Here is a 24,061-nt window from a genome sequence, read left to right on the forward strand (position 1 = left end):
CGCGATATGCGGCCGCTACACTTGCTGAGGCCCAGCACCAGGAGAGGATACCGCCGGAGATGACGTCGACCCTCGTGGAACCGTCCACGCGAAGCAATCGGTTCGCCCTGTGGCTGCGGAGGTTCTGGGTCCCGGTCCTGCTCGTGGTCGTCGCGCTCGGGTACAGCGGCGCGTCGACGCTGATGCATTCCGACTCCCTCTCGCCGATCGATGAGTGGGTCTACAGCGACTACCTCGACAAGGTCCCCACGGAGCTGCTGGTGCATCAGGGCGAGACCGTCGGGCACGAGGCCCTGGACCGGATGGCCTGCCATGGCGTCTACCCCTACGGCCCGATGGGGGCGCGCTGCGGGTCGAGCTACAGCGACGTCACGAAGTTCCCTTTCGCAGGCAAGACCTCCGCCGATGCCTACACGCCGGCCTACTTCGTCGTCACGTGGGTCGTCGGGGGCGCGCTCCATCTGGTGCCCGGCGTCGACCAGCTGGCGGGGTGGCGTCTCACCGGCGCCCTGTGGCTGGCCGCCACGATGGTCCTGCTGTTCCTGCTGTTCCGGAAGTTCTCCGTCCCCGCACCGGTGACCGTCGCCCTCGGGCTCGCGTTCATGGTGTCCCCCTTCGCCTGGTGGACGTACACCTACGTCAGCACGGATGCGCCCTCCGTCTTCTTCGCGGCTCTGCTGCTGCTCCTCGCGACCCGATTCGCGCGAGGCGAGGGAAGCGGTTGGTGGGTCGTGGGCATGTCGGCGGCGGCGGTCGTCTTCAAGGTGACGAACATCCTGGCCGTCTGCCTGATCGCCCTCTACCTGGTGTTCGTGTGGCTGTGGGAGCTCCGCCGCACCCGGTGGACCGAGGGGTGGCGCACGCACCGCCCCGGCCTCGTCGAGCGACGATCGCTCGGCGTGCCGCTGATCGCGGTTCTCGCAGTAGCGGCTGGTGTCGCCGCACAGCTGGTCTGGCTGCAGATCCACAAGGCCATCGCGGTGGGTCCGTCCGCCAATCAGGGCCTCGGCGGACCCCTCGCCCTCAAGGAGCTCGCAAATCAGCTGATCAACTTCTTGCCGGGGACGCTGACATCCAACGTCTGGATCACCGGGGGCAGCGGGTACGCCCTGCCGATCTACAACTGGGCGGTCGAGCCGCTGTCCTGGCTCTGCATCGGCGGTGTGCTCGGCGCCTTCTGGTCCGCACTCGCCCGCCGCCGTCGCACCGGCCCGGTCGTGCTCGCGACCGCCATCGCGTCGGTGGCGTTCGCGCCGATGCTGGCGGTCGTGCTGACGATCACCACCGGAAGCTATTTCCAGCTGCCGCCCCGCTACGGGGCGCCCCTGCTGGCTGCGTTCCTGCTCATGCCGGCCCTGCTGATCCGGAACCGATGGGCGACGTGGGTGATCACGGGCTACGCCGTTCTGCTCGGCATCGCCATGTTGATCCTGACCGCGATGCTATCGCGCGTCTGAACCGCCGTCGGTCTCGGGAGCCGCAGCGCTCGAGACAGGTTCAACCGTCGCCGGGTCCGGTGCGCGCATGATGGCGAGCTGCCGGGCCAGCTGCGTGATCTCCTGCTCAGTCTTGCGGTGACGGCGCTGCTGGAGCAGCGAGTTTCCGATGAAGACCACGAAGAGCGCATAGAGCAGCAGGTCGGTGCCGCGCCCGACGCCCAGGAGCTGGGCTACGGAGGTCACCGTCGACGGGAAGATGACGGCGAGCACCAGCAGCACGAGCAGCGCGAGCATGGTGAGACGGCGGATGGCCAGGTGGCGGGCCCCCCGTCCCGGGAGCATGAGGAACACCGCGAACGCGGCGAAGATGACGATGAGGAGGATCTTGATGGCGAGTTGGCCGGTGTCCATGGGGTCCCGCTTTACTTCAGGAAGAGATCGGAAAGGATGTTGACGGAGTTCCACACGGACTGCCCCTTGGACTTCGAGTAGTCCGTGTAGAGCACGTGGACGGGCGCCTCTGCGAAGCGCAGGTCGTTGCGGCCGATCTCGGCCACGATCTCGGAGGCGTGCGCCATGCGGTTCTGCTCGATGACGATCGCCTCGGCGGCGTGCCTGTTGAGCGCGCGGAGACCGTTGTGGGCATCGGTCAACTGCACCCCGCTGCTCATGCGCTCGAACACCACCCCCATCCGGAGCACGATGCGTTTGAGGGCAGACACCTTGGTGCGGTCGTCGAGGAACCGCGAGCCGACGACGACGTCGAGGTCGCCCTCATCGAGCATGCGCACCATCGTGAGGGCGTCCTCCACCCGGTGCTGACCGTCGGAGTCGAAGGTCACGAAGTAGTCGGCGCCCGGGTCCTGGAGCGCGTAATCGAGACCCGTGCGGATCGCCGCCCCCTGCCCGAGGTTGATCGGATGCTGCACGACCACCGCGCCGCCCGCGCGGGCCTCCGCCGCCGATGCGTCGGAACTGCCGTCGTCGACGCACACGATCTTCGGGAACACCGAGCGCGCTTCGGCGACGACCGAGCGGACGACGGTTGCTTCGTTGTACAGCGGGACGACAAGCCACGTCCGTTGCTCGATCGGGATGGAAATGGTCGGCTCCTCGAGAAGATGTGCGTGGGCGCCGTGAACGGCAGCACCATTTTAGCCGCAGGGGCGCTGCTAGCCTTATCCGGTGTCTGGAGCCGCCTCTGGAGGGAAGCAGCCCTCCGCCGCACGCCGGGGGGTCCTCTCGACCGGAAGTGTGGCCGTCCAGGGCGTCTTCCGCTTCCTCTACAGCCTGATCATCGGACGCTCGCTCGGCCCGGCCGCGCTGGGTGCTGCGAGCAGCGGGATCTCACTCGCGCAGTTCCTCGCGCTCGCCTTCCCCGCAGGCGCCGGCGCCGCGGCTTCGACGTTCATCGCCCGCTCCCACGGCGCCGGCACTCCGGAACTCGCCCTGTCGGTCACCCGCCTGCTCTCGCGGCTCACGCTCGTGACCTCCGCGGTGCTCGCGGTGATCGCGGGCGTCGCGTCCGCCGTGCTGTTCGGCACGGGATCGTGGACGGAGCCCGTCCTGGTCGCGGCCCTGGCGTTCTCGCTCGCGACCTACACCTACGTGCGGGGTGTGTACTTCGCGACCGCACGGATCTCCCGCTCGCTGTTCTGGGACATCGCCACAACGGTCCTCGGCCTCGGGTCGCTGATCGCGGTCATCGTCCTGCACTGGAACGCGCTGCTGCTCCTACCGCTGACGTTCGCCTACGCGCTCTACGCCATCGTCGGGTGGCCGCGGAGCGGTCCCGCCGTCGCGCCCGTCGGGCGCGAGCTGCGCAACGAGATCGTGTCGTTCATCGCGTGGAGCTCCATCAGCGCGCTGAGTACCGGCGGCCTGCTCCAGCTCAGTATGGTGATCGCCCGGTCGGTCGGCACTGCGGAGCAGTCCGGCGAATACGCGGCCGCCGTCAGCCTCGCGACACCGGCCTCGATGATCTCCTCCATCCTGAGCCTCACGATCCTTCCGACGATGGCCCACGCGGTCGGGCGGAGGGACCACGACAGCCTCCGCAGGCAGACCGACATGGCCATGCGCGGTCTCACCGCCGTGCTCGGCCTCGCCTTCGGCGGCCTCGTCGTGCTCTCCCGCCCCCTCGTGGAGATCCTCTTCGGGCAGTCGTTCAGCGGAGCGGGCACGATCCTGCCGATCCTGATGGCCGCGAGCTTCGTGCAGAGTCTCAACGTCGCCGCGGTCACCGTCCTCCTCACCTGGCGGCGGTCGACGGTGCGCGTGCCTTCTCTGATGAGCGTGGCCGGGGCGATCGTCGGCCTGGTGGTCATGGCGCTCCTGATCCCCGACCTGTCGGTCATCGGGGTGGCGATCGGCTTCCTGGTGTCGTCCCTCATCTCGGGGCTGGGGCCGATCGTGGTCGTGTGGAAGAGCTTCAGGATGCGGTGGCTGGGCCTGGCCCTGCGTCTCGTCGCCGGCGCGATATCTGTCGGCGTGCTCGTCGCGGTGACCCGCGCCTTCGGACAGGGTCTCCTCGTGGACGTCCTGGCGGCGCTTTGCTTCGTCCTGGTGTGGCTCGTTCTCATGCTTCCGGAGTGGTTGCTGCTGCGAAAACAGCTGAGCGGTTGAGGGTCGATCCATAGGTTTCTCCGGTCTTCCCAGGGGGACCGGCGTGATAGTTTCAATAGGAACTCTCAGCCTGACCCCCGGGAGAGGACCCCCCTTGGTATTCGTCGCGACCGGAGCTGACGTGTCGCCGGATGCATCGCTCGGCAGTGATACGAAGATCTGGCATCTCGCTCAGATCCGCGAATCGGCCGTCCTCGGCCGCGAGTGCATCGTGGGGCGCGGCGCCTACATCGGCGCGGGCGTACGAATCGGCAATCGGTGCAAGATCCAGAACTACGCGCTGGTCTACGAGCCCGCCGTGCTCGAGGACGGTGTCTTCGTCGGCCCCGCGGTGGTCTTCACGAACGATACCCACCCGCGCGCAGTCACACCGGACGGCGCGGCGAAGACGACCGCCGACTGGGATGCAGTGGGCGTCACCGTGCGTGAGGGCGCCTCGATCGGCGCCAGGTCGGTCTGCGTCGCGCCTGTGACCGTGGGGCGCTGGGCGCTCGTGGCGGCCGGGGCGGTCGTGGTTGACGACGTGCCCGACTTCGCTCTCGTGGCGGGCGTTCCGGCACGACGCATCGGCTGGGTGGGCCGCGCCGGGGTGCGACTGAGACAGGATGGAGACGGGTGGTTGTGTCCGCAGACCGGCGACCGTTACCGGGAGAGCGGCGGAACCCTCGTGGAGGTCGCGGAGTGAGCGCGCCTGACGACTTCATCCCCGCAGCGCGCCCGATCATCGGCGCGGAGGAGCGAGCGGCGGTCGACGCCGTGCTCGCCTCGGGCATGCTCGCGCAGGGCGCCGAGGTGGCGGCCTTCGAGAGCGAGTTCGCAGATTCGCTGGTCGCCGGGCGGCCGACTGTCGCCGTGAACTCGGGCACTTCCGGGCTCCATCTCGGGCTCCTCGCCGCCGGCATCGGGCCGGGCGACGAGGTGGTCGTGCCCTCGTTCACGTTCGCCGCGACCGCCAACTCGGTCGCCCTCACCGGAGCGACCCCTGTCTTCGCCGACATCGAGTCCGATACGTTCACCCTCGATCCGGCCGCCGTGGCGTCGGTCCTCACGGAGCGCACGGCGGGAATCATGCCTGTCCACCTCTACGGGCAGCCCGCAGACATGCACGGCCTCGGCGAACTCGCGAGCCGGCACGGCCTGGCTCTGTTCGAGGACGCCGCCCAGGCCCACGGCGCGACGCTCGACGGACGGCCTGTCGGCAGCTTCGGCCTCTTCGGCGTCTTCAGCCTCTACCCGACCAAGAACATGACGTCGGGAGAGGGCGGCATGGTGTCCACCGACGGCGACCTGCACCGGACCCTCCGGCTGCTGCGCAATCAGGGCATGGAGCGCCAGTACCACAACGAGATCGTCGGGTTCAACGCACGGATGACCGATCTGCACGCGGCGATCGGCCGGGTCCAGCTCACCAAGGTGGCCGAGTGGACCGGCCTGCGTCGCCGCAACGCCGCACGGTTCGACGCGGAGCTTCGAGGAGTCGCGATCCCGCCGGTGCGCCCGGGCGCCACGCATGTCTACCACCAGTACACGATCCGGGTCACCGACGACCGCGACGGGTTCGCCCGGGCGCTCCGCGATGAGTACGGGATCGGATCGGGCGTGTACTACCCGGTGCCCAACCACCGTCTTCCGTCGTTCGACCGGACGGAGCACCTCCCCGAGACCGAGCGTGCCGCGGCGGACGTGCTCTCGCTTCCGGTCCACCCGTCCCTGACGGATTCGGAACTCGACCGCATCGTGGCGGCGGTCAACGCGCTCGCGGGGGCGGGCGGATGACGGACGAGCTGCGCTACGGACTCATCGGCCTCGGCATGATGGGCCGCCACCACGCCAGAGTGATCGCGGAGACCCACGGCATCACGCTCGCCGGCGTCGTCGACGAGGCCGGCGACCCGCGCGGGGTCGCCGGGAATGCCCCGTTGCGCGCCTCGGTCGCTGCCCTCATCGAATCCGGCATCGACGCCGCAGTCGTCTCCGTTCCCACGCAGGCGCACGAGGCGATCGCTCTGGAGCTCGCAGAGGCCGGCATCCACACCCTGGTCGAGAAGCCGCTCACCGCCGACAGCCCGTCGGGCACCCGGGTGGCGCGCGCGTTCGACGACGCGGGTTTGGTGGGGGCCGTCGGCCACATCGAGCGCTATAACCCGGCGCTGCAGAGCCTGCGCGAGCGGATCGACGCCGGCGATCTCGGCGACGTGTACCAGATCGCGACGCGACGACAGGGTCCGTTCCCGGCGCGGATCGCCGATGTCGGGGTGGTGAAGGATCTCGCGACGCATGACATCGACGCGACCGCGTGGCTGGCGCACAGCCGCTTCGAGACCGTCGCCGCGCTGACGGCCTCCCGCAGCGGGCGCGCCCACGAGGACATGGTCACAGCCACGGCGCGTCTGGACAGCGGCGTCATCACCAATCACCTCGTCAACTGGCTCTCCCCGATGAAAGAGCGCACGACCGTGGTCACAGGCGAGCGTGGAGCGTTCGTCGCCGACACCGTGAGCGGCGACCTCACGTTCTTCGAGAACGGCACGCTCGCGCTCGAATGGGAGTCCGTGATGGCGTTCCGCGGTGTCTCCGAGGGGTCGGTGACGCGCTTCGCCCTCAACAAGCGCGAGCCCCTGCGGCTCGAGCACGAGGCCTTCCGGGACGCGATCCTGGGCGAGAGCTCGGACATCGTGACGATGACGGAGGGCTTGGAGAACGTACGGGTGGCGGAGGCCATGCTGCGTTCCGCCGCATCGTCCGAATCGGTGAAGGTCGAACGGTGACGCGCCCGCCCCGCGTGATCCTCGCGACCCGTCTCTACGCCCCGGAGGTAGCCGCCGCCGCGTTCCGGTTGCGTGCTCTCGCCCGCGGCATGGTACAAGTCGGCGCACAGGTCCGCGTACTGACCACGCGGCCCCCGAAGTCGGCCCCACGCGCCAGTTCCGATCCCGGCGTCCGGGTGTCCCGTTTCCCCGTGCTGCGCGATGCAGGCGGCAACGTCCGCGGCTATCTGCAGTACCTGAGCTTCGACGTCCCCCTGTTCTTCCGGCTCCTCTTCGCGCGCGCGGATCTGGTGATCTCAGAGCCGCCGCCGACAACGGGGGTCGTCGTCGCGCTCACGTCCTGGCTCCGCCGCCGTCCGTTCGTGCACTACGCGGCGGACATCTGGACGGACGGCGTGATCGCCCTCGGCGCGCCCCGCTTCGTGATCGCACTCATGCGTGCGCTCGAGTCGTTCTCCCTCCGCCGCGCCGCTATGGTTCTCGCGGTGTCGGACGGCGTCGCCGAGCGGGCGACGGAGTTCGGAATCCCGCTCGACCGCATCGTGACCGTCGGCAACGGCGTCGACACCGAGATCTTCCGCCTGGACGGCGCGGCCGCCGAAGGCGTTCGGCCCACGTTCGTCTACACCGGCTCGATGTCCGAATGGCAGACGCCTGCGATCTTCGTCGAGGCCCTCCCCCGCGTCCACGAAGAGTTCCCGGAGGCGCGGATCTTGTTCTTCGGGCAGGGGGTGGAGGAGGAGTCGACGCGTCAGCTCGCCGAGCGTCTGGTGGGCGACGCCGTCCACTTCGGCGGGGTGATCCCACCACGTGAGGCCGCGCAGCAGCTGCGGGGAGCCACAGCCGCGCTCGCGAGCATCACGCCGGGCGTCGGCTACGACTTCGCGAAGCCGACCAAGATCTACGCCGCCGCCGCGTGTGGCACACCCGTGATCTTCGCAGGCGTCGGAGCCGGGGCATCGCTCGTGGACGAGAACGGCCTCGGCTGGCGCGCCGACTACGACAGCGAGGCGGTCGCCCAGGCAATGATCGCCGCAGCCCGGGACGAAGCCTCCGGCGTGCGCGCCGAGCGGGCCGCGGAGCGAAGCCGCTGGGTCAGCGAGAACGCCTCGTTGCTCGCCATCGGACTGTTCGGCGCCCGGACGGCCCTCCGAACACTCAAGCGCGGGAGCTGAGCGCCTCCAGAACGCGCTCGGCCGCATGGCCGTCGCCATAGGGGGCTGCGTCCGTCGGTGCGGGACGATCGCGCTCGACGATGCCACGCAGCGTGGAGAGATCGCCATCGGCCAGGACGTTCCAGCCAAGGTCGATGGTCTCCACCCACTCCGTCTCACTGCGCACCGTCGTACACGGGACTCGCAGCAGGAACGCCTCCTTCTGCAGTCCGCCGGAGTCGGTTATGACGCCTGCGCTGCGGGCGACGACCGAGACCAGGTCGGGATAGGCCAGCGGGTCGCGGACGTCGATCGCGCCCTGATCGAGACGCACACCGGCTACGTCTGCAGCAGCACGGAGCCGCGGGTGCGCGAGCAGGATGACCGGCCTGGCGAGAAGCGACAACTGCGTGAGGATGGATGCAAGCCGTGCCGGGTCATCGGTGTTGGCAGGGCGGTGGAGCGTCGCGACGTAGTACTCCCCTTCGCCGTACTCGGGGAAGACCGGGGCGGCGTCACGCTGCTGATCGCGGACCTGCAGAAGCACGTCCGTCATCACATCGCCGACCAGCAGCGTCCTGTCGGCGAGGCCCTCATCGCGCAGGTGGCCGACGGCCACCTCGGTGGGCGCGAGCAGGAGGTCCGCAGCGTGGTCGGTGAGCACGCGGTTGTGCTCCTCGGGCATCGCGCGATTGAAGGAGCGGAGACCCGCCTCCAGGTGCGCCAGAGGCAGCCCCAGCTTGACGGAGGCGACCGCCGCCGCGAGCGTCGAGTTGGTATCGCCGTACACGAGCACCCAGTCGGGCCTGAACCGCTCGAGAACGGGCTCGAGCTCCGTCAGCATCGCACCGGTCTGGGCGCCGTGACTCCCGGAACCGATCGCCAGGTTCACCTGAGGTGCGGGGATGCCGAGGTCGCGGAAGAACACGTCGGACAAGAGCTCGTCATAGTGCTGACCGGTGTGGACGACCACGTGGTCGACCTCGCCTGCGAAGGCGCGGGCGATCGGGGCGAGCTTGACGAACTGCGGCCGGGCTCCGACGACACTCAGAACACGCATGCCCCCAGCCTAGACGAGAGGTGCTCGCCTCCTTCGCGCGGGCTCCGGAGGCGGCCGCCGATAGACTTTCGTGGTGTCCACAGCCGACCCTGCAGTCCGCGAGCGACAATTCCGCTTCCGACTCATCCTGCTCGTCCCGATCCTGGCGTTCCTCGCCATGTCGGCGTGGGCCGTGTCGTCACCCATCGGAAGCAGTCCCGACGACGACTTCCATCTCGCCAGCACGTGGTGCGGACTGGGCGAACGGGCCGGACTCTGCGACCCCGTCGCGGGGCATCCCGATGAGCGATCGGTGCCGTACGCCGTCGCAGAGACGCTCTGCAACCGCACCTCCAGCCTGCAGGACGCTCGCTGCTCCCTCACCGAGGTGAGCAAACCGCACCCCGTCATGGTTGCGACGGATCGCTGGAACCACACGGGGCAGTACCCACCGGTCTACTACGCCGTGAGCAGCGTCTTCGCGTCCGGTGACGTCCTGGCGTCGGTCATGGTGATGCGTGTGTTCAACGTGCTGCTGTTCGTCGCCGTCGGGGTGCTCCTCTATCTACTGCTTCCCGCGGTCCGCCGGGCCACCCTCCTGTGGATGTGGTCGATTACGGTGGTCCCCCTCGGGATGTTCCTGATCGCGTCGAACAACCCGAGCTCTTGGGCCGTGATCGCCGGCGGATCGGTGTGGATCTCGCTGGTCGGGTTCTTCGAGACGGCGGGCCCGCGGATGTGGGGCCTGGGAGCCCTCTCCGTCTTCGCGGCGCTCCTCGGGGCCGGCTCCCGGGCCGATTCGGCGATGTACGTCGGTGTCGCCGCGGTCGCGGTCGCGGTGTACGAGGCGCGGCGCTCGCGGGTGTACGCGCTGAAGTGCCTGCTTCCGGTCGCGCTCGTCGTGCTGGCGGTGCTGTTCTACTTCGGGTCCGGCCAGTCCGGCTCCAGCGGCGGCCTCACAGGGAGCCACGAAACGGAGACCATGGGCACCGTCCAGCTGCTATGGAACAATCTCATCGAGCTCCCGGGCCTGTGGCTCGGCGCACTCGGCACGTGGAAGCTCGGCTGGCTCGACACCGCCATGCCTGGCGCCGTCCCCTCGTTCGCCATCGCCGCGTTCGGCGCGGGGCTCTTCGCCGGCGCAGCGTCGTTCAGTGTGAGGAAGCTGCTCGCGATGCTCGTCTCCGGAGCCGCTCTTGTCGTGGTGCCCAGCTATGTGCTCTACGCCGGACGCGCCACGGTGGGCGACGAGGTGCAGCCCCGATACATTCTTCCGCTGCTCATCATGTTCGCCGGGTTCGCTCTGCTGCAGGAGTCGCCGCGCGCACTGCGGTTCACCCGTTTCCAGGTCGTCGCTGTGGCGGCCGCCCTGGCCGTCGCGAACACCGTGGCGCTACACGTCAACCTGCGTCGCTACATCACCTGGGAGCCGATCGTGGATCCGAACCTCAACCACGACGTCAACCAGTGGTGGCTCGGCGCGGTCTCTCCGATGATGGTATGGGTCGTCGGGGCGATCGCCTTCGCCGGGGCTGTCGGCCTGGCGCTCTGGTCGACGGTCACGAGGGACGACGCCGAGGCCGCCCGGACCGTGGATCAGACGCCGGTGCCGATCACGCGGTAGGCAGCGTCCGGCCATGCGGCCCGCGAGCTGATCCGTCGCCCGTCCACGACGGCGCGCACGCCGGGCACATCGGCCGCGCCGATCGTCCGGTACTCCGCATGGTCCGTCTGGAAGATCACCGCGTCCACATCCTCGCCGGTGCGATACGGCGCGAAGCCGAGACTCTGGAGCTCCTCGTCGCTGTAGAGCGGGTCGTGCACCACCGGCACGGCGCCCCGGTGCGCAAGCTCCTCCACGGTCGGGAAGACCCCGGAGAAGGCGGTCTCCTTCACCCCGCCGCGGTAGGCGGCTCCCATCACGGCAACGCGTACGCCCGCAAGAGAACCGCCGAGCTCCCCCTCGAGGAGGTCGACGGCATGCGAGGGCATGGAGGCATTCGCCTCACGGGCTGTCCGGACCACCGTCGCCTCGGGATCGTTCCACAGGTACAGCCTCGGGTAGACGGGGATGCAATGGCCGCCGACCGCGATCCCGGGCCGGTGGATATGGCTGTACGGCTGTGAATTCGACGCCTCGATGACCTGGTACACGTCAATGCCCGAGCGCTCGGCAAACCGTGCGAACTGGTTCGCGAGCGCGATGTTGACGTCACGGTAGGTGGTCTCCGCGAGCTTGGCGAACTCGGAAGCCTCGGCCGAGCCGAGGTCCCAGACTCCGTTCGGGCGGTCGAGGTCGCCGCGGTCGTCGAAATCGAGCACGGCCTCGTAGAACGCGACCGCGCGGGCCGCGCCGGCCTCGCTCAGGCCACCGACCAGCTTCGGGTAGCGGCGGAGATCGGCGAAGACGCGGCCGGACAGCACGCGCTCCGGTGAGAACACGACGTGGAAGTCGTCGCCCTCGCGGAGACCGGACAGCGCCGCCAGCTGCGGCGCCCACCGCGTGCGTGTGGTGCCCACCGGCAGCGTCGTCTCGTACGACACCAGCGTACCGGGCTCCAGCAGGCGGCCGACCGACTCGGTGGCCGAATCCATCCACGCCCAGTCGGGGCGGGCCTCCTCGTCGACGAACAGGGGAACGACGATCACGACGACATCGGAGCCGGGAATCGCCTCGGCGTAGTCGGTCGTGGCGCGAAGCCGACCAGACCCGACCGCATCGCGCAGCCGGACATCGAGCTCGGCCTCCCCCGGGAACGGCTCGACCGCGTCGTTGACCGCGGCGACGACGGCGGGGTTGACGTCGACGCCGATCACATCGTGGCCTTTCGAGGCGTATTGGACCGCGAGAGGCAGTCCGATCTTTCCGAGGGCGACGACGGAGATTCTCATGATCCTCCGATTCTATGCGCCGGCCTCCTCGATGACGGATCGGGACCGGCGCCCCACGGCCCCTCAGGCCCCGCTACGTTGCGGCACCCGACGGGATCCCTGACGCGAATCCCGGGGTCACGTTCAGGAACGGCTGCCCCGCTGACAGCTCGTTGAACCGTGCCATCGAGCTGATGGCGTGCTTCTTGCCGCCGTCGAGGTAGTAGATCGTCCCGTCCGGTGTCCTGATGAAGGGCGTTGCGTCGATGCCCTTCGTGACAAGCCGGCAGAGGAAGCTGTCGAGCTGGACGTACGTGAACGGGTACTGCGCGGCGAGCGAGGTGCCGACGGCATGGATGGACCCACCTGCACTGACGTACTTCTGGGTTCCGCACAGCACCCCGTAGTTGAGCAGGGTGCCCGACGTGGGGTAGCCGGCGAGCCGGTCGTCCGTGGTGTAGGTGAATTGCGTGAATCCGGCTGCGTTCGGCGGATCGAAGCTGCCGAACGGGATCTTGTTCGTCACGCCGTTCACGAGGTAGACCGTCGCGCTGGTCTCGTTGCGAACCAGTGTTCCGGACGTGAGTGCGACGGGTCCCTTCGGCAGTGCGGCGATGACCGCGGGCGATACCACAGAGATCGCCGGGGCCGCCCCGCCGTTGAGCGCGAGGAAGGCGTCCCACGAGGCGATGGGCCGGATGTCGTTCTGCATGACCAGGTAGACGGTTGCGCTGGTATTGGACTTCACCGCCGATCCGACCTGGACGGCAGGCTTCGATGGCCACGACGACAGGAACGCGGACGGGACGGTGACCGGTCGGAATGCCGCCCCGCCGACACCGGCGGCCCACGGGTGCGCACCGTCGGAAGCAGCCACCGAGATCGTCGTGCCGCCACTGGTCTGCATTACTCCGGAGAACGCCGATCCGGCCGGCAGCGCTGCGATGCTCCCGGCCTGCAGCGAGCCGACCGCCATGGCCGTCAGTCCGGTCGCGGCCGCGGTGTCCGGATCCACAGGCATCGCCTTGCCACCGCTGAGCACGACGCCGCCCCCCGTGCCCGCCTGCGTGGCGTAGACGCCGTCCCGCACAATCGGCGTCCCGAAGGGATAAGTGACGAGCGCCGTCGCTGAGAGGGTGTTGTACGGCACGCTGATGCCCGCGGCCGTCTGACTTGCGGCGTCGAGGACCTCGTGCCGCTGACCTCCCTGCATGTAGTACAGCGGACCGCCGCGGGAATTCATCAGGGAGGTCAGCGCGGGACCGGTGGAGAACCGGGCGACCTGACCGGCCGACAGCTGCACATAGCCGGCCGGATTGCACGCCCCGCCGTACGCCTCGACGAGATCGCAGGTGGCGATGGGCAGCTTGATCCCGGCGTCGTAGAAGTAGATGGCCCCATCCGGCCCCCGGATGATCCTGCCGGCGACCTGCCCGGTCGAGAAGCTGTCGAGGTACCCCTGGCTGACGTATGCGACCTGACCGAGCGGTGACAGCGCGCCCAGCAGCACCTCGCTGCTGATCGGATACTTGCCGGAATCGGAGATCAGGTAGACCGTCGGGTTGTTCACGGTGCGGGCGAGGCTCGATCCCAGCGCGTACGTCTGCAGGTCGGTCATGCTGCCGTTGAAGACATCCTGGTCCCCCGGGAAGATGCCGGAGTTCGCATACTGCCAGATCGTGTACGACGACCAGCCGGCAGGGAGGGTGCCCGCACCCGACGAGATGTTGTCGGGGTACCGGGCGATGAACAACGGGTTGGCGGAAAAGGCGGACGAGTTCCCGGTGCACTGGATCCACCAGTTGGTCGTCGAATAGATCGCCGGCAGCCTCCCGGTGCGGGCCTGGACTGTGTTGGAGAAGTCGCGGATCCACGAGACCATCGCCGCCGCGCTCAGCCCGTAGCAGGTGGCGCCGTACGGGTTGTATTCGATGTCGAGCAACGGCGGCATGGTGCGACCGTCGGACGTGCCCTGCCCCCCGTGGTTCAGGAACCAGGTGGCCTGCGCGGCGCCGCTGGAGGTGTTCGGGGTGGCGAAGTGGTAGGCGCCGTGGGCGAGGCCTGCGTTATAGGAATCGTTGTACTGCTCGGTGAACTGGCTGCTGACGTAGTCCGTGGCCTCCGTGGCCTTGACGTAGGCGAAGCGACCGCCGTTGGCCCACACCTGCGCCCAGGTGGAGGCGTTCATCTGCTGCCACCCGCTCACGTCGAGCCCTTGAACGCCCGGCGGCTGCGACACCGCCATCATGCTGAACAGCCGGCTCGACGACTTCGGCGCGGCCGCGGGCTCGTTCGCCGCGATCGTGGACCCCATACTGTGATTCCGCGCGCGGTTCTGCTCAGTGAGAGTCGGATCCTCGGTGAGCCCGTCGGTCGGCGAAGGCGCGGGCTGGGTCACGACCGGGGGTTGACCGCTCGGAATCGGCGATGCCGCAGGCTGCTGCGGAGCGGGAGAGGGTGCAGCGGTCGTCGGAGCCGGCACGGGCGATGTCGAGGATGTCGCCGACGGCGACGGATCGACGACGCCCGTTTCGGCCAGCGCCGAAGGTGCGCTCGTCAGCAGACTGCCGATGAGGAGCAGGCTCCCTGCGCCGGCGATCCCCAGTCGGGTCAGAGTTGGCATGGGTCGATCCCCTTTGCGTCGCAGTTTCGAGGGCAGACTAATACGTCTGCAACGATCGAGGGAGCCGACCCGCTGCGATCGCGCAAGTCAGGCGGTCGGTCCCGTCGGGATGGCCGCGGCGAACAGGTCGTGCACGTTGAGGAAGCTCTGCCCCTGACTCAGCTCGGCGAACCGGGCCATGGTGGTGATGGGTCGCTTCTGTCCGCCCACCAGCTGGTAGATCATCCCGTTGGCGGTGCGGATGAACGAGGTCGCCGGCGAGCCGACAGTCAGCAGCTTGCAGGTATAGCCGTCGAGGGCGACGAACGTGAACGGGTACAGCGCCTTCTGCTCGTCTGTGATCGGATGCACGCTGCCGCCCGCGCTCACGTAGTTCGTGGTGCCGCACGTGAGTCCGAAGCCGAGCAGGGTCGAGGACCGCGCGTAGGCGTCGATGCGGTCCTGCGTCGTGAAGCTGAAGGTCGAGATCCCAGCCTCGGTCGCGTAGGCGAAGTTCGACATCGCGATCTTGCTCGTGACCCCGTTGATCAGGTAGACCGTGGCGTCGCTGTCCGACCGGACCAGCGTGTTGGTGGTCAACGCCACCGGCCCCTTCGGCATCGCGTTCACGACGGCGTCGGGCACGATGCTGATGACTGGTGTGCCGTTGGCGGAGAGCGCCACCAGCGACTCCCACGCTCCGACCGGCAGGAGCTTGTCCGCCATCACGAGGTAGACGGTCGCGGAGCCCGCGGTCTTGACGTTCGAGCCGGCAGCGATCTGTCCCTTCGGCGCGTACGTGTCGAGGAACGCCTGCGGGACGGGCACAGTACTGAGCGTCGCCCCTCCGGTCTTCCAGGTGTAGCGTCCGCCGTCAGCGAGGACCGACACGTCCGGCGACCCGGTCACTGAGACGATCCCCGCGAACGGACTGGAGGCCGCAGCGATCTTCGCCAGGCTGGCGCCCGACAGCGAGCCCGTCGACCGCGTCGCCACCTGAGCGGCCGAGACGGCGCCCGCATCGACCGCGTACCTCTGCCCGTTGCCCAGATAGACGAACGACGAGCTCCCGCGCTGGGACGCGAAGACGCCGTCCCTCACGATCGGCTGGCCGAGGCCGAGCGTCGCCACGGCGTTCTCGGTGAGCACGTTGTAGCCGGAGGGCAGCCCTGCAGCGGCTTGCGAGGCCGAGTCCAGGATCTCGCGCTTCGTGCCCTGCGTGATGTAGTAGCGCGAACCCGCGGTGGTTCCGAGCACGGGGCCCATCGCTGGTCCTGTGGCGAAGCCCGACAGCTGGTCGTCGGTCAGTTGGACGAAGCCATTGGTCGAGCACTGCCCACCGTAATCGGCCACGAGCCCGCAGGAGTTGAACGGCAGCTTGATGCTGGCGTCCGTGAAGTAGATCGTCCCGCCCGGTGAGCGCATGACCCTTCCGGCGACCTGCTGCGTGGTGAAGGAGTCGAGATAGCTCTGCGACACGAAGCCGACTGGGCCGAGCGGTGCGTAGGCGTCGAGTATGGCCTGCGTCGTCACCGGGTACTTGACCGTACCGGAGAGGATATAGACGTTGGGGTTCGACAGGGTGCGCACGAGCGATGAGCCCGCCGTCGTCGAGCCGAACCAGTCGGTGTAGATGCGCCAGAAGTTGCGATTGCCGTAGGCGCTGCAGCCGTCCCCCGTGCCATAGAGGTTGTTCAGTGCGGCCGGATTCGGCTGGTACGGGGTGTAGTTGTAGAGGCCGGCCGTCGCCTGGTTCTGGATGTAGACGTTCGAGGAACCGCATGCGGCGCTGGGGCTGTAGCGGATCGCGTTGACCCGGCCCGCCACGTGGTTCCAGCTCGTCGGGCTCGCGGCATAGCGCTTGAACTGCAGGGCCGCGTTGTAAACCTGATTGAAGAAGCCGAGATACTGGGTGTCGCACGCCGCGGTATCGGGGCAGGCGTACCCGGTCGCCTTCTGGTACTGATCGCTCGTTGGCCAGTTGTCGGAGACGAGGCTCTGCTCCTTCTCGAGCAGCACGAGCAGCACCTTCTGACTGATCCCGCACGCGGCACCGACGCGGGCGATGATCGTGGCCGCGGACTCGTTGGAGGCGCCGTTGTACGCGTTGCAGCGGTAGTCCACCGCCGCCTTGGTCGACGTGGTCTGGCGGTAGTCCTTGAGGCAGGTGTATCCCGAGAGGCAGCTGCGCACCTTCCCCGAGAGGAACGCCTGCACTTCGTCGGCGCTCATCGAGCCGCCGTCGAAGAAGAGAGCGTCGCTGATGATGTCCCCGGCATCGAACTGCCGGGCGTCGGCGGCCGCAGCCGGGGTCGCCGCCTGCGGACCGATCGGTGCAATGGGAACGAGCAGCCCGACCGCCAGAGCGAGGGCTCCCAACGCCGCGACCAGCCCTCGGCGGCTCATGGGATCACCACCGTCGACGCGGGCGAGGTGTGGCGCGTTCCGGCGACGTCGATCCCGACGGTGACGGCGTAGTCACCCCGCTGGAACCTCTCGATCGGTGCCTGCACTGTCCCGCATGACGTGGTCGACCGGTCGGGCGTTGCCTCATGCTCCACGGTGAACCCCGCTCCGTTGCGTGAGAACGTGAAGACGCACGTGCCGTTCTCGGTCACGATCCCCTGTACGTAGCCGGACGCCGTCACGTTCTTGCCGTCGACGTCGACGCTCGCCACGACCAGCACCGCCTCGACCGGAGCGGCCGTCGCCTCGCCGGCCTCCGGCGTCTTGGATCCCGTGGGGGCAGCCGGAGCGGTTCCACTCGCGCCGGATCCCCCGTCGGGGACGGCGGTCGTGCACCCCATGAGCAGCGCAGCGAGCGCAAGGGCCACGGCCGCCGCTGACGTCGCGGGTCGTGCGATCCTGTTCATTCACTGGCTCCGGTTCGGGGAAGGACGACGGTTGTCGTTCGAAGTGCGCTTCGGGTCGCCCGTTAAACATATCGGCAGAGCGGCCGCCGCGGGGCACCGGGAGTCCCCTATAACGGGGGCCACTCCCCAACGGCCACCCAGGTCGCCTGAGTTAAGATGAACGCCATGACTTCCACCCAGGCGCAGGCCCGAGCTGCGCTGATCGCCGAGGAGCCCCTGGTCTCCGTCGGTCAGACCTCCGGCCTCTTTCGCGGCGCGGGCGCATCCCTGAGAGACATCTGGGATCACCGCGAGCTCCTCGGCCTGCTCTCCCGCCGGGAGATCAAGTCGCGTTACAAGGACAGCTCGCTCGGCGTCGTCTGGAGCCTCTTCCGGCCCATCGCCCAGCTGCTGATCTATTACCTGGCGATCGGCCAGGTGCTCGGCGCCGCCCGGGCAACCCCCGACTTCGCCATCTTCGTCTTCATCGGCCTGACGATGTGGGGCCTCTTTTCGGAGATCGTGCAGAGCTCGACCACATCGATCCTGGCCAATGCCGGCCTGGTGAAGAAGGTCTACCTGCCACGCGAGATCTTCCCGCTCAGCTCGGTCGGCGGCGCGATCTTCAACTTCCTGGTGCAGGCGGTGGTGCTCGTCCTCGCCGTCGTGTTCCTGGCGTCGGTACCGTTCGACTGGGATGCCGACGTGTTGCTCGCCCCCGCCGCCGTCATCACCCTGGTCGTCTTCTCGACCGCGATCGGCCTCTTCCTCTCTGCGGTCAACGTCTACCTCCGCGATGCCCAGCACATCGTCGAGATCGCCCTCATCATCCTGTTCTGGGCGTCGCCTATCGTGTACTCGTACACGTTCGTACACAAGCTGCTTCAGGGCAACTGGCTCGAACAGCTCTACCTGGCGAACCCGGTGACGATCGCCATCCTCGGCATGCAGCGCGCCCTCTGGTCCGCCGGAGACACCGCCACCGGGCCGATGGCCCAGGTGTGGCCGCCCCAGCTGGGGCTGCGCCTGCTGATCGTCTTCCTCGTCAGCCTCGTCCTCCTCTGGCTCGCGCAGCGCGTCTTCGCGCGGCTCCAGGGGAACTTCGCCCAGGAGCTCTGAGACACCGCCCATGTCATCCCCGACCATCGCCTCCGTCCACGATGTCTCGAAGCGCTTCGTCATGCACAAGGAGAAATCCCTCAAGGAGCGGATCGTCAACTTCCGCCAGTCGCGTCACCACCGCGACGATTTCTGGGCACTGCGCGACATCTCGCTCGACATCGGAACCGGCAGCACGGTAGGGCTCGTCGGCCACAACGGCTCCGGCAAGAGCACCCTGCTGAAGGTCATCGGCGGCATCATCCAGCCAACCTCCGGCACGGTGCGCCGGCGCGGGCGCATGGCGGCGCTGCTCGAACTCGGCGCCGGGTTCCACCCCGACCTGACCGGCAGGGAGAACGTCTATCTGAACGCGGCGATCCTCGGGCTCACCAAGGCCGAGACCGATCAGCACTTCGACGAGATCGTCGACTTCTCCGGCATCGGCGACTTCATCGACACCCAGGTCAAGTTCTACAGTTCCGGGATGTACGTGCGGCTGGCGTTCGCCGTCGCCGTCCACGTCGATCCCGACCTCCTCCTCGTCGACGAGGTCCTCGCCGTGGGCGATGAGCCGTTCCAGCGCAAGTGCATGGAGAAGATCGCACAGTTCCAGCACGAAGGGCGCACGATCGTGCTGGTCAGCCACTCCGCGGAGCAGGTCGGCTCGCTGTGCGATCGCGTGGTGGTCCTCGACGGTGGCCGCATCCAGCACGACGGGAACCCAGGGGAGGGCATCCGCATCCTGCGCGAAGGGTACGAGGACGAGCGCAAGGCGATCCTGCGCAACGCCGACGGCACCCGCCGGCGGCTCGCACTGGAAGTCGGCTCGTTCGACGTCGAAGCGACCTCCGACGGCGGCACCACGACGCTCACCGCACGACTGGGCGTGGACGTGAACGAGCCCATCCCGGACTGGGGTGTCGGCTTCTCGATCGAGACCACCCTCGGCATGCGCCTGTACAACATGACGACCTTCGACGAACTGGTCCTGCCCACCTCGACCGGTCGGCATGAGCTCGTGTTCTCGATCCCCGACATCCAGGTCGGCCCGGGTCAGTACATGATCAACGTCGGCCTCGGCGACAAGACCGGCCGCAACTTCGATCTCGCCACCCCGGCCGGAACATTCGAGGTGCCGGGCGACGACTTCGGCCACGGGGTGCTCGCCCTGCGCACCTCGGTCAGCGCAGATGGAGCCGTCCCGGTCCGGAACGCGAAGCTCGAGCTCAACTGATGCGGCGGAGGGTCGCCGTCGTCAGCACCTGGTTCCCGTCCGCCGCCACACCCACTCAGGCGCCGTTCAACCTGGAGCACGCGCAGGCCATCGCGGACACCTCCGTGGTGGCGGTGACGCACCTGCAGCTGGGCGCAAGCGGCCCCATCCGCTCCGAGGAGTACGGGGGCTTCCCGGTCACGCGGATCCCGCTGTCGCCGCGGCACCCGCTGCGCGCCATCCGGGGCCTGCGTGCCCTGCAGCGCAATGCGACGGACGCCGATGTCGTGCAGTCGATGGCCTTCTCGACCGTCCTCGCCCTGATACTCGTCCGCCCGTGGACCCGGCGTCCGTGGGTGCACGCCGAGCACTGGAACGGCGTCTCCCGGCCACGCTCCGTCGGCGCGCTGTGGACGGCGTTCAGCTGGCTCCGCCACGCCCTGCGGTTCACGGATCACCTCGGGGGCGACACATCGGAGCTCACCGAGGTGATGCGGCGGTTCGCCGGGCGGACCCCCACCGAGGTCATCCCCTGCGTCGTGGAGAACCCACGTCCGGTGCCTGAATCCCGGCCGGAAGGCATCCACCTGGTCGCGATGGGAGCGCTGGTACCACGCAAGAACCCGCTGCTCGCGGTCGACGTCGTCTCCGCTCTTCGGGCGACGCATCCCGGAGTGACGATGCGCTGGGTCGGAGACGGCCCGCTACGCGCCGAGGTGGAACGACGGATCGCAGAACGGGGCCTGGAGGACGCGTTCACGCTGGTCGGCAACGTCGAGCCGACGGAGCGTTTCGCCGAGTATGAGCACGCTTCGGTCTACTTCCTCCCGTCGCTGCAGGAGAACTTCTTCACGTCCGCTGCGGAAGCACTGTCGACGGGGGTCCCCGTGGTTGCCGGTGCAGTTGGCGGGTTCACCGAGTTCGCGGATGCCGCAAACTCGGTGATCGTCCCCCGCGACCGGATGACCGTCGACGCGTTCGTCGCCGCGATCGAGAAGGCGTACGAGACATTCGCGGACGTCGCCCCCGAGACGATCGCCCTACCGATCCGTCGCCGCTTCGGCTTCGAGGCCCTGTCTGCGCAGTTCGACCGCATCTATTCGCAGTACTAAGCGCGATACGGTCGGTCAGGCCTTCTCTGCCGCCTTGCGCTCGTGCTTCAGCTTGCGCTTGTGCTCGAGTGAGCCGGCACTGATCGCGCCGTGGTCGTCCAGGTCGACGAGCGCCGACTGGCGGTAGCTGTGCCACTTGAGGAAGTGGAACGCCGGGTTGATCGTCAACCAGTACGCCTTGCGCTTCCACGAATACGCGCGGTCTCGGACGATGCGCACACTGTCGCCGACGGTGCCCTTGACGGCGTACTTGACGACCGCGGCACGACTGATGACGGGAAGCTCGCCCGTGCCGATCTGCCGGAGCCCGACGGTCTCGTCGAAGATGCGGTCCTTGTACTCGGTGAGAGTGAGGTCGTTGGAGTGCTCGACCATCGCCCGCGCCGCATACGCCTTGGTGTACCCGCCCATGATGAGGTCGTGACCGAACATCTGATCCTCGGCGTAGCGGACATCGCGGTACGGGATGACATCGCGGATGAAGCTCCGGCGGACGGCCGAGTTGACATCGGAGTAGTAGGACATGACAGAGATACTGGCCTTGTCCTTGAGCAACTCCGGTGTCGCGTAGAAGAGCGTGGTCCCGAAGTCGGGCCCGAGGTGCCGGAACATGCCGTGGATCTCGTACTTCTGCAGCGGGAAGGCGCGCGGACGGGCCACCTGCTTGCCGAGGACCGCCATCACCTGCGGGAATCGCCGGAAGGGGTCGATCAGCTCGGTCAGCCAGTGCCTGTTGCTCGGGACGGCGTCGTGGGTCAGGTAGGCCACGAACTCGCCGTGCGCCAGCTCCGCGGCCAGGTTGCGGGTGCGGCCGTGGCCGAACTCCTCGTTCGGGATCACGTGCAACCGGACCTCCGGGAACGCCCGGACGATGTCGAGGGTGCGGTCGGTCGATCCCGAGTCGATGACGAGCACCTCGAATGGCTCGGCGAAATCCTGCTTCCGCAGCTTCTTCAGGATGCGCTCGATGTACTTCTCACCGTTGTAGGTGAGGATGGCGACCGTGACGACGGGAGCTTCGCTCACAGGTTCTCCCCTTTCATCTCGGCGAACGTTCGGCGGATGCCCTCGTCCAGTGGTGTCAGTTCGACCTCGCCGAACTCTGTTCTGTAGCGCGACCCGTCGAGGACGACGTGTTCCACGAAGGTCGCCGGCTTCTCCCGGCGCTCGATGTCGAAGTCGATGTTAGTCACGCGTCGGAGGGCGTCCAGGACCTCGTTCACCGAGTGCCCGGAGCCGCTGCCGATGTTGTAGACGTCGTGCGCGGGCTCGTGCTCCACCATCGGGACGATCATGCGCACGAGGTCCTCGACATAGAGGTAGTCGCGCACCATCGAGCCGTCACCGAACTGAACAACGGGCTTGCCCGTGAGGATCTGGCGAAGTGCGATCGGGATCAGCCCCTGCTTCTTGCTGGGGTGCTGCCGCGTCCCGTACGGATTCGAGATCCTCAGCGCGGTGGATGCCAGCCCGTGCTTGACCCGGAAGAAGCGGAGATACTGCTCGATGGCGAGTTTGCCGATCGCATAGGGGGACGCCGGCTCGGTGGGGTCCTTCTCGGAGTAGACGGTCTTGCCCTGATCGCCGTAGATGGCGCCGCCGGTGGAGGCGAAGTAGACCCTCCGCACTCCGGCCTGGACGCTGGCCTCCAGCAGCTCGACCGTCTGCGCGAGATTCGTGCGGATGTCGAGCGTGGGGTCGGTCTCGGCCGTCGCGGGAGTCGTTGTCGACAGGAAATGGAAGACGTAGTCCTGGCCGCTCACGGCGGACTCGATGTCGCCCCTGCTGAGGAACTCCCCCACCATCACCTCGGCGGGCGCGTCGAACGTCGGCCTGCGGGAGCTGAACCGATCGAAGGCCCGGACACTGTGCCCCGCCGCGGCCAGTCCGTCCACCAGGTGCGAGCCGATGAATCCGTTCGCGCCGATCACAACCGCCTCAGCCACGCATCGCCCTCTCGAAGGCGGTCACGAACGCGGCGCCGGAGTCGGCCCACGTCGTGCTGGCGACGGAGTCGGCGATGACGCGCGCGTGCTCCGGGGCGTCCGGCCGGTCCACGACTTCGATGAGCTTGCGGGCGATCGCGACAGGAGACGCGGGGACGTACTCGATGTAGGGGTTGTCGGAGACCATCCGGTTGTTGGGTCCGTCGTTGACGACGGGGACGACGCCGCTCGCAAGCAGTTCGAGGGGCAGCAGCGACATGTTCGAGAGCGACAGCACCAGGCCGGCCGCGCAGCGGTTGTAGACGGCGTTCAGCTCGCTCAGCTGCAGGCTGGAGAGATTGTTGAACTCGAAGGGGATCTCCCAATTCGAGACATCCCAGCCCGCGAGATTGATGGTCACGTCGGGCCGCTCCCGCGCGAAGTCTTCCAGCGCGACGAGGCCGAACTCGAAAGCGCGCCGCGGCGTGACGGGACGCGCATAGAAGAAGACCTCGTTGCGGCGACCGGTGTTCTCGAGCCGGTAGAGGGACCGGTCGACCGAGAAGTCGAAGGAGTCGGTCCTCATACCGAACTCGTCGTGCAGCTTGGCCTTCAGCCAGCCTCCCGCGGTGATGCCGTGGAAGCCGAAACGATAGGTGTTCTCGGCGAGGAGGGCCTCCGAGCCCAACGGGTAGAACAGCGGCTCGTAGTCCTGGACGAAGTAGAACCGCCGTGCCCGGCTCCTGTCCAGAAAGGCCGGGTAGGCCGTCTCCCAACCCGTCGCGAAGATCGCGTCGGTGCCGTCGGCGACCCCCGCGGTGCGGTCCCACACGCGCAGGTCGCCGGCGAGGTCGGGGTACGCCTCCGAAGCGGACAGCATGTCGCGGACGACCCGCAAGTCGACCGCGACTTCGCCTGCGTGGTACAGGTACACGTCGCAGCGGTGCCCGGCGTCCTCGGCGAACTTGATGAAGCGGAAGAGGTTCTGGTGGCCGCCGCTCTCTTTGCCGGGCGGGGACATGATCCACGCGATCCGCGACGGTCGGTCGGCGACGGTCAGCGGGCTCGTGATGCGCTCGGGGAGGACGGTCCAATCGACGGCCGCCGCATCACCCAGGTCGACGAGGAGGCGCGGCTTCTGCTTGCCCGCGACCTGGCCCACCTTCGAGCGGAAGTACCCGACGGTGGCGCGCCAGCCGTGGTTCTTGAGCATAAGAAAGCCTGTCCGGAGCTTGCGGGCGATGACGCGGGGTCCGCGTTGCACGGCTCGGGAGAGCAGTTTGCCTAGAGATGCCACGTCGTTCTTCGTCTTCCTCGGTCTCGCTCTGATTCGCCTGTCCCGGTCGCCTGCCGTCCGCAA

Annotated in this window: 20 protein-coding genes; 10 read left to right on the forward strand and 10 right to left on the reverse strand. The window is 68.1% G+C overall.

Features of this window, described 5'->3' with window-relative positions; translation table 11 throughout:
- Positions 1-59: 59 nt before the first annotated feature.
- A complete protein-coding gene (locus BLW09_RS12730) occupies positions 60-1,457 on the forward strand; it encodes a glycosyltransferase family 39 protein (protein WP_089913243.1) in 1,398 nt (465 codons plus the stop codon).
- Here the strand turns inward: BLW09_RS12730 and BLW09_RS12735 are convergent.
- A complete protein-coding gene (locus BLW09_RS12735) occupies positions 1,443-1,850 on the reverse strand; it encodes a DUF2304 domain-containing protein (RefSeq protein WP_089913246.1) in 408 nt (135 codons plus the stop codon). The genes BLW09_RS12730 and BLW09_RS12735 overlap by 15 nt on opposite strands.
- Before the next feature lie 11 nt (positions 1,851-1,861).
- Complete coding sequence (locus tag BLW09_RS12740; RefSeq protein WP_197682057.1) at positions 1,862-2,542, reverse strand: glycosyltransferase family 2 protein; 681 nt, start codon at positions 2,540-2,542, stop codon at positions 1,862-1,864.
- An 82-nt stretch (positions 2,543-2,624) separates the two neighbouring features.
- Between BLW09_RS12740 and BLW09_RS12745 the strand changes: the two genes are divergently transcribed.
- The 5 genes from BLW09_RS12745 to BLW09_RS12765 all read left to right on the forward strand — a co-directional run bounded on the left by BLW09_RS12745 (position 2,625) and on the right by BLW09_RS12765 (position 8,007).
- On the forward strand, positions 2,625-4,064 hold the full coding sequence (locus BLW09_RS12745; RefSeq protein WP_157696938.1) for a lipopolysaccharide biosynthesis protein: 1,440 nt from the start codon (positions 2,625-2,627) through the stop codon (positions 4,062-4,064).
- Positions 4,065-4,185: 121 nt separating this feature from the next.
- Positions 4,186-4,749 carry an acyltransferase gene (locus BLW09_RS12750; protein ID WP_442911275.1) on the forward strand — a complete coding sequence of 188 codons (564 nt, stop codon included), beginning with the start codon at positions 4,186-4,188 and terminating at the stop codon, positions 4,747-4,749.
- Positions 4,746-5,840: a DegT/DnrJ/EryC1/StrS family aminotransferase gene (locus BLW09_RS12755; RefSeq protein WP_089913259.1), complete on the forward strand. Its 1,095-nt coding sequence runs from the start codon at positions 4,746-4,748 to the stop codon at positions 5,838-5,840. Before BLW09_RS12750 ends, BLW09_RS12755 begins: the two co-directional genes overlap by 4 nt.
- Positions 5,837-6,832: a Gfo/Idh/MocA family protein gene (locus tag BLW09_RS12760; RefSeq protein WP_089913262.1), complete on the forward strand. Its 996-nt coding sequence runs from the start codon at positions 5,837-5,839 to the stop codon at positions 6,830-6,832. The genes BLW09_RS12755 and BLW09_RS12760 overlap by 4 nt, the downstream gene beginning before the upstream one ends.
- A gap of 14 nt (positions 6,833-6,846) precedes the next feature.
- A complete protein-coding gene (locus tag BLW09_RS12765) occupies positions 6,847-8,007 on the forward strand; it encodes a glycosyltransferase family 4 protein (protein WP_269457911.1) in 1,161 nt (386 codons plus the stop codon).
- Here BLW09_RS12765 and wecB read toward each other — a convergent pair.
- A complete protein-coding gene (gene wecB / locus BLW09_RS12770; RefSeq protein WP_089913265.1) occupies positions 7,991-9,046 on the reverse strand; it encodes a non-hydrolyzing UDP-N-acetylglucosamine 2-epimerase in 1,056 nt (351 codons plus the stop codon). The genes BLW09_RS12765 and wecB overlap by 17 nt on opposite strands.
- Before the next feature lie 73 nt (positions 9,047-9,119).
- Here wecB and BLW09_RS12775 point away from each other — a divergent pair, with 73 nt between their 5' ends.
- Positions 9,120-10,649, forward strand: coding sequence for a DUF2142 domain-containing protein (locus BLW09_RS12775; protein ID WP_089913268.1), 1,530 nt, complete (start codon positions 9,120-9,122; stop codon positions 10,647-10,649).
- On the opposite strand, the gene BLW09_RS12780 is transcribed toward BLW09_RS12775, so the two are convergent.
- From BLW09_RS12780 to BLW09_RS12795, 4 genes are all read right to left on the reverse strand, one after another.
- Positions 10,622-11,917, reverse strand: a complete 1,296-nt coding sequence (locus BLW09_RS12780; RefSeq protein WP_089913271.1) for a nucleotide sugar dehydrogenase — start codon at positions 11,915-11,917, stop codon at positions 10,622-10,624. The two genes, BLW09_RS12775 and BLW09_RS12780, sit on opposite strands and share 28 nt — an antisense overlap.
- Before the next feature lie 73 nt (positions 11,918-11,990).
- A complete protein-coding gene (locus tag BLW09_RS12785) occupies positions 11,991-14,519 on the reverse strand; it encodes a lysozyme (RefSeq protein ID WP_231946835.1) in 2,529 nt (842 codons plus the stop codon).
- Positions 14,520-14,606: 87 nt separating this feature from the next.
- Positions 14,607-16,904, reverse strand: a complete 2,298-nt coding sequence (locus BLW09_RS12790) for a hypothetical protein (RefSeq protein WP_157696939.1) — start codon at positions 16,902-16,904, stop codon at positions 14,607-14,609.
- A complete protein-coding gene (locus BLW09_RS12795; protein ID WP_157696940.1) occupies positions 16,901-17,371 on the reverse strand; it encodes a hypothetical protein in 471 nt (156 codons plus the stop codon). The genes BLW09_RS12790 and BLW09_RS12795 overlap by 4 nt, the downstream gene beginning before the upstream one ends.
- A 165-nt stretch (positions 17,372-17,536) precedes the next feature.
- Between BLW09_RS12795 and BLW09_RS12800 the strand changes: the two genes are divergently transcribed.
- Genes BLW09_RS12800 through BLW09_RS12810 form a run of 3 tightly spaced genes read left to right on the forward strand, consistent with a single transcriptional unit; the run spans position 17,537 to position 20,776 of the window.
- Entirely contained in the window at positions 17,537-18,469 is a 933-nt protein-coding gene (locus tag BLW09_RS12800; RefSeq protein WP_089913283.1) for an ABC transporter permease, read from the forward strand.
- A 10-nt stretch (positions 18,470-18,479) separates the two neighbouring features.
- Positions 18,480-19,685: an ABC transporter ATP-binding protein gene (locus BLW09_RS12805; protein ID WP_089913285.1), complete on the forward strand. Its 1,206-nt coding sequence runs from the start codon at positions 18,480-18,482 to the stop codon at positions 19,683-19,685.
- Positions 19,685-20,776, forward strand: a complete 1,092-nt coding sequence (locus tag BLW09_RS12810) for a glycosyltransferase family 4 protein (protein WP_089913288.1) — start codon at positions 19,685-19,687, stop codon at positions 20,774-20,776. Before BLW09_RS12805 ends, BLW09_RS12810 begins: the two co-directional genes overlap by 1 nt.
- A gap of 15 nt (positions 20,777-20,791) precedes the next feature.
- Here the strand turns inward: BLW09_RS12810 and BLW09_RS12815 are convergent, their stop codons facing one another.
- Genes BLW09_RS12815 through BLW09_RS12825 form a run of 3 tightly spaced genes read right to left on the reverse strand, consistent with a single transcriptional unit; the run spans position 20,792 to position 23,914 of the window.
- Positions 20,792-21,802, reverse strand: coding sequence for a glycosyltransferase family A protein (locus BLW09_RS12815; RefSeq protein WP_089913291.1), 1,011 nt, complete (start codon positions 21,800-21,802; stop codon positions 20,792-20,794).
- A complete protein-coding gene (locus BLW09_RS12820) occupies positions 21,799-22,722 on the reverse strand; it encodes an NAD-dependent epimerase/dehydratase family protein (RefSeq protein WP_089913294.1) in 924 nt (307 codons plus the stop codon). The genes BLW09_RS12815 and BLW09_RS12820 overlap by 4 nt, the downstream gene beginning before the upstream one ends.
- Complete coding sequence (locus BLW09_RS12825) at positions 22,715-23,914, reverse strand: rhamnosyltransferase WsaF family glycosyltransferase (protein ID WP_089913297.1); 1,200 nt, start codon at positions 23,912-23,914, stop codon at positions 22,715-22,717. The genes BLW09_RS12820 and BLW09_RS12825 overlap by 8 nt, the downstream gene beginning before the upstream one ends.
- Positions 23,915-24,061 lie beyond the last annotated feature (147 nt).

It is taken from the genome of Leifsonia sp. 21MFCrub1.1 (assembly GCF_900107895.1).
Lineage (GTDB): Bacteria > Actinomycetota > Actinomycetes > Actinomycetales > Microbacteriaceae > Leifsonia > Leifsonia soli.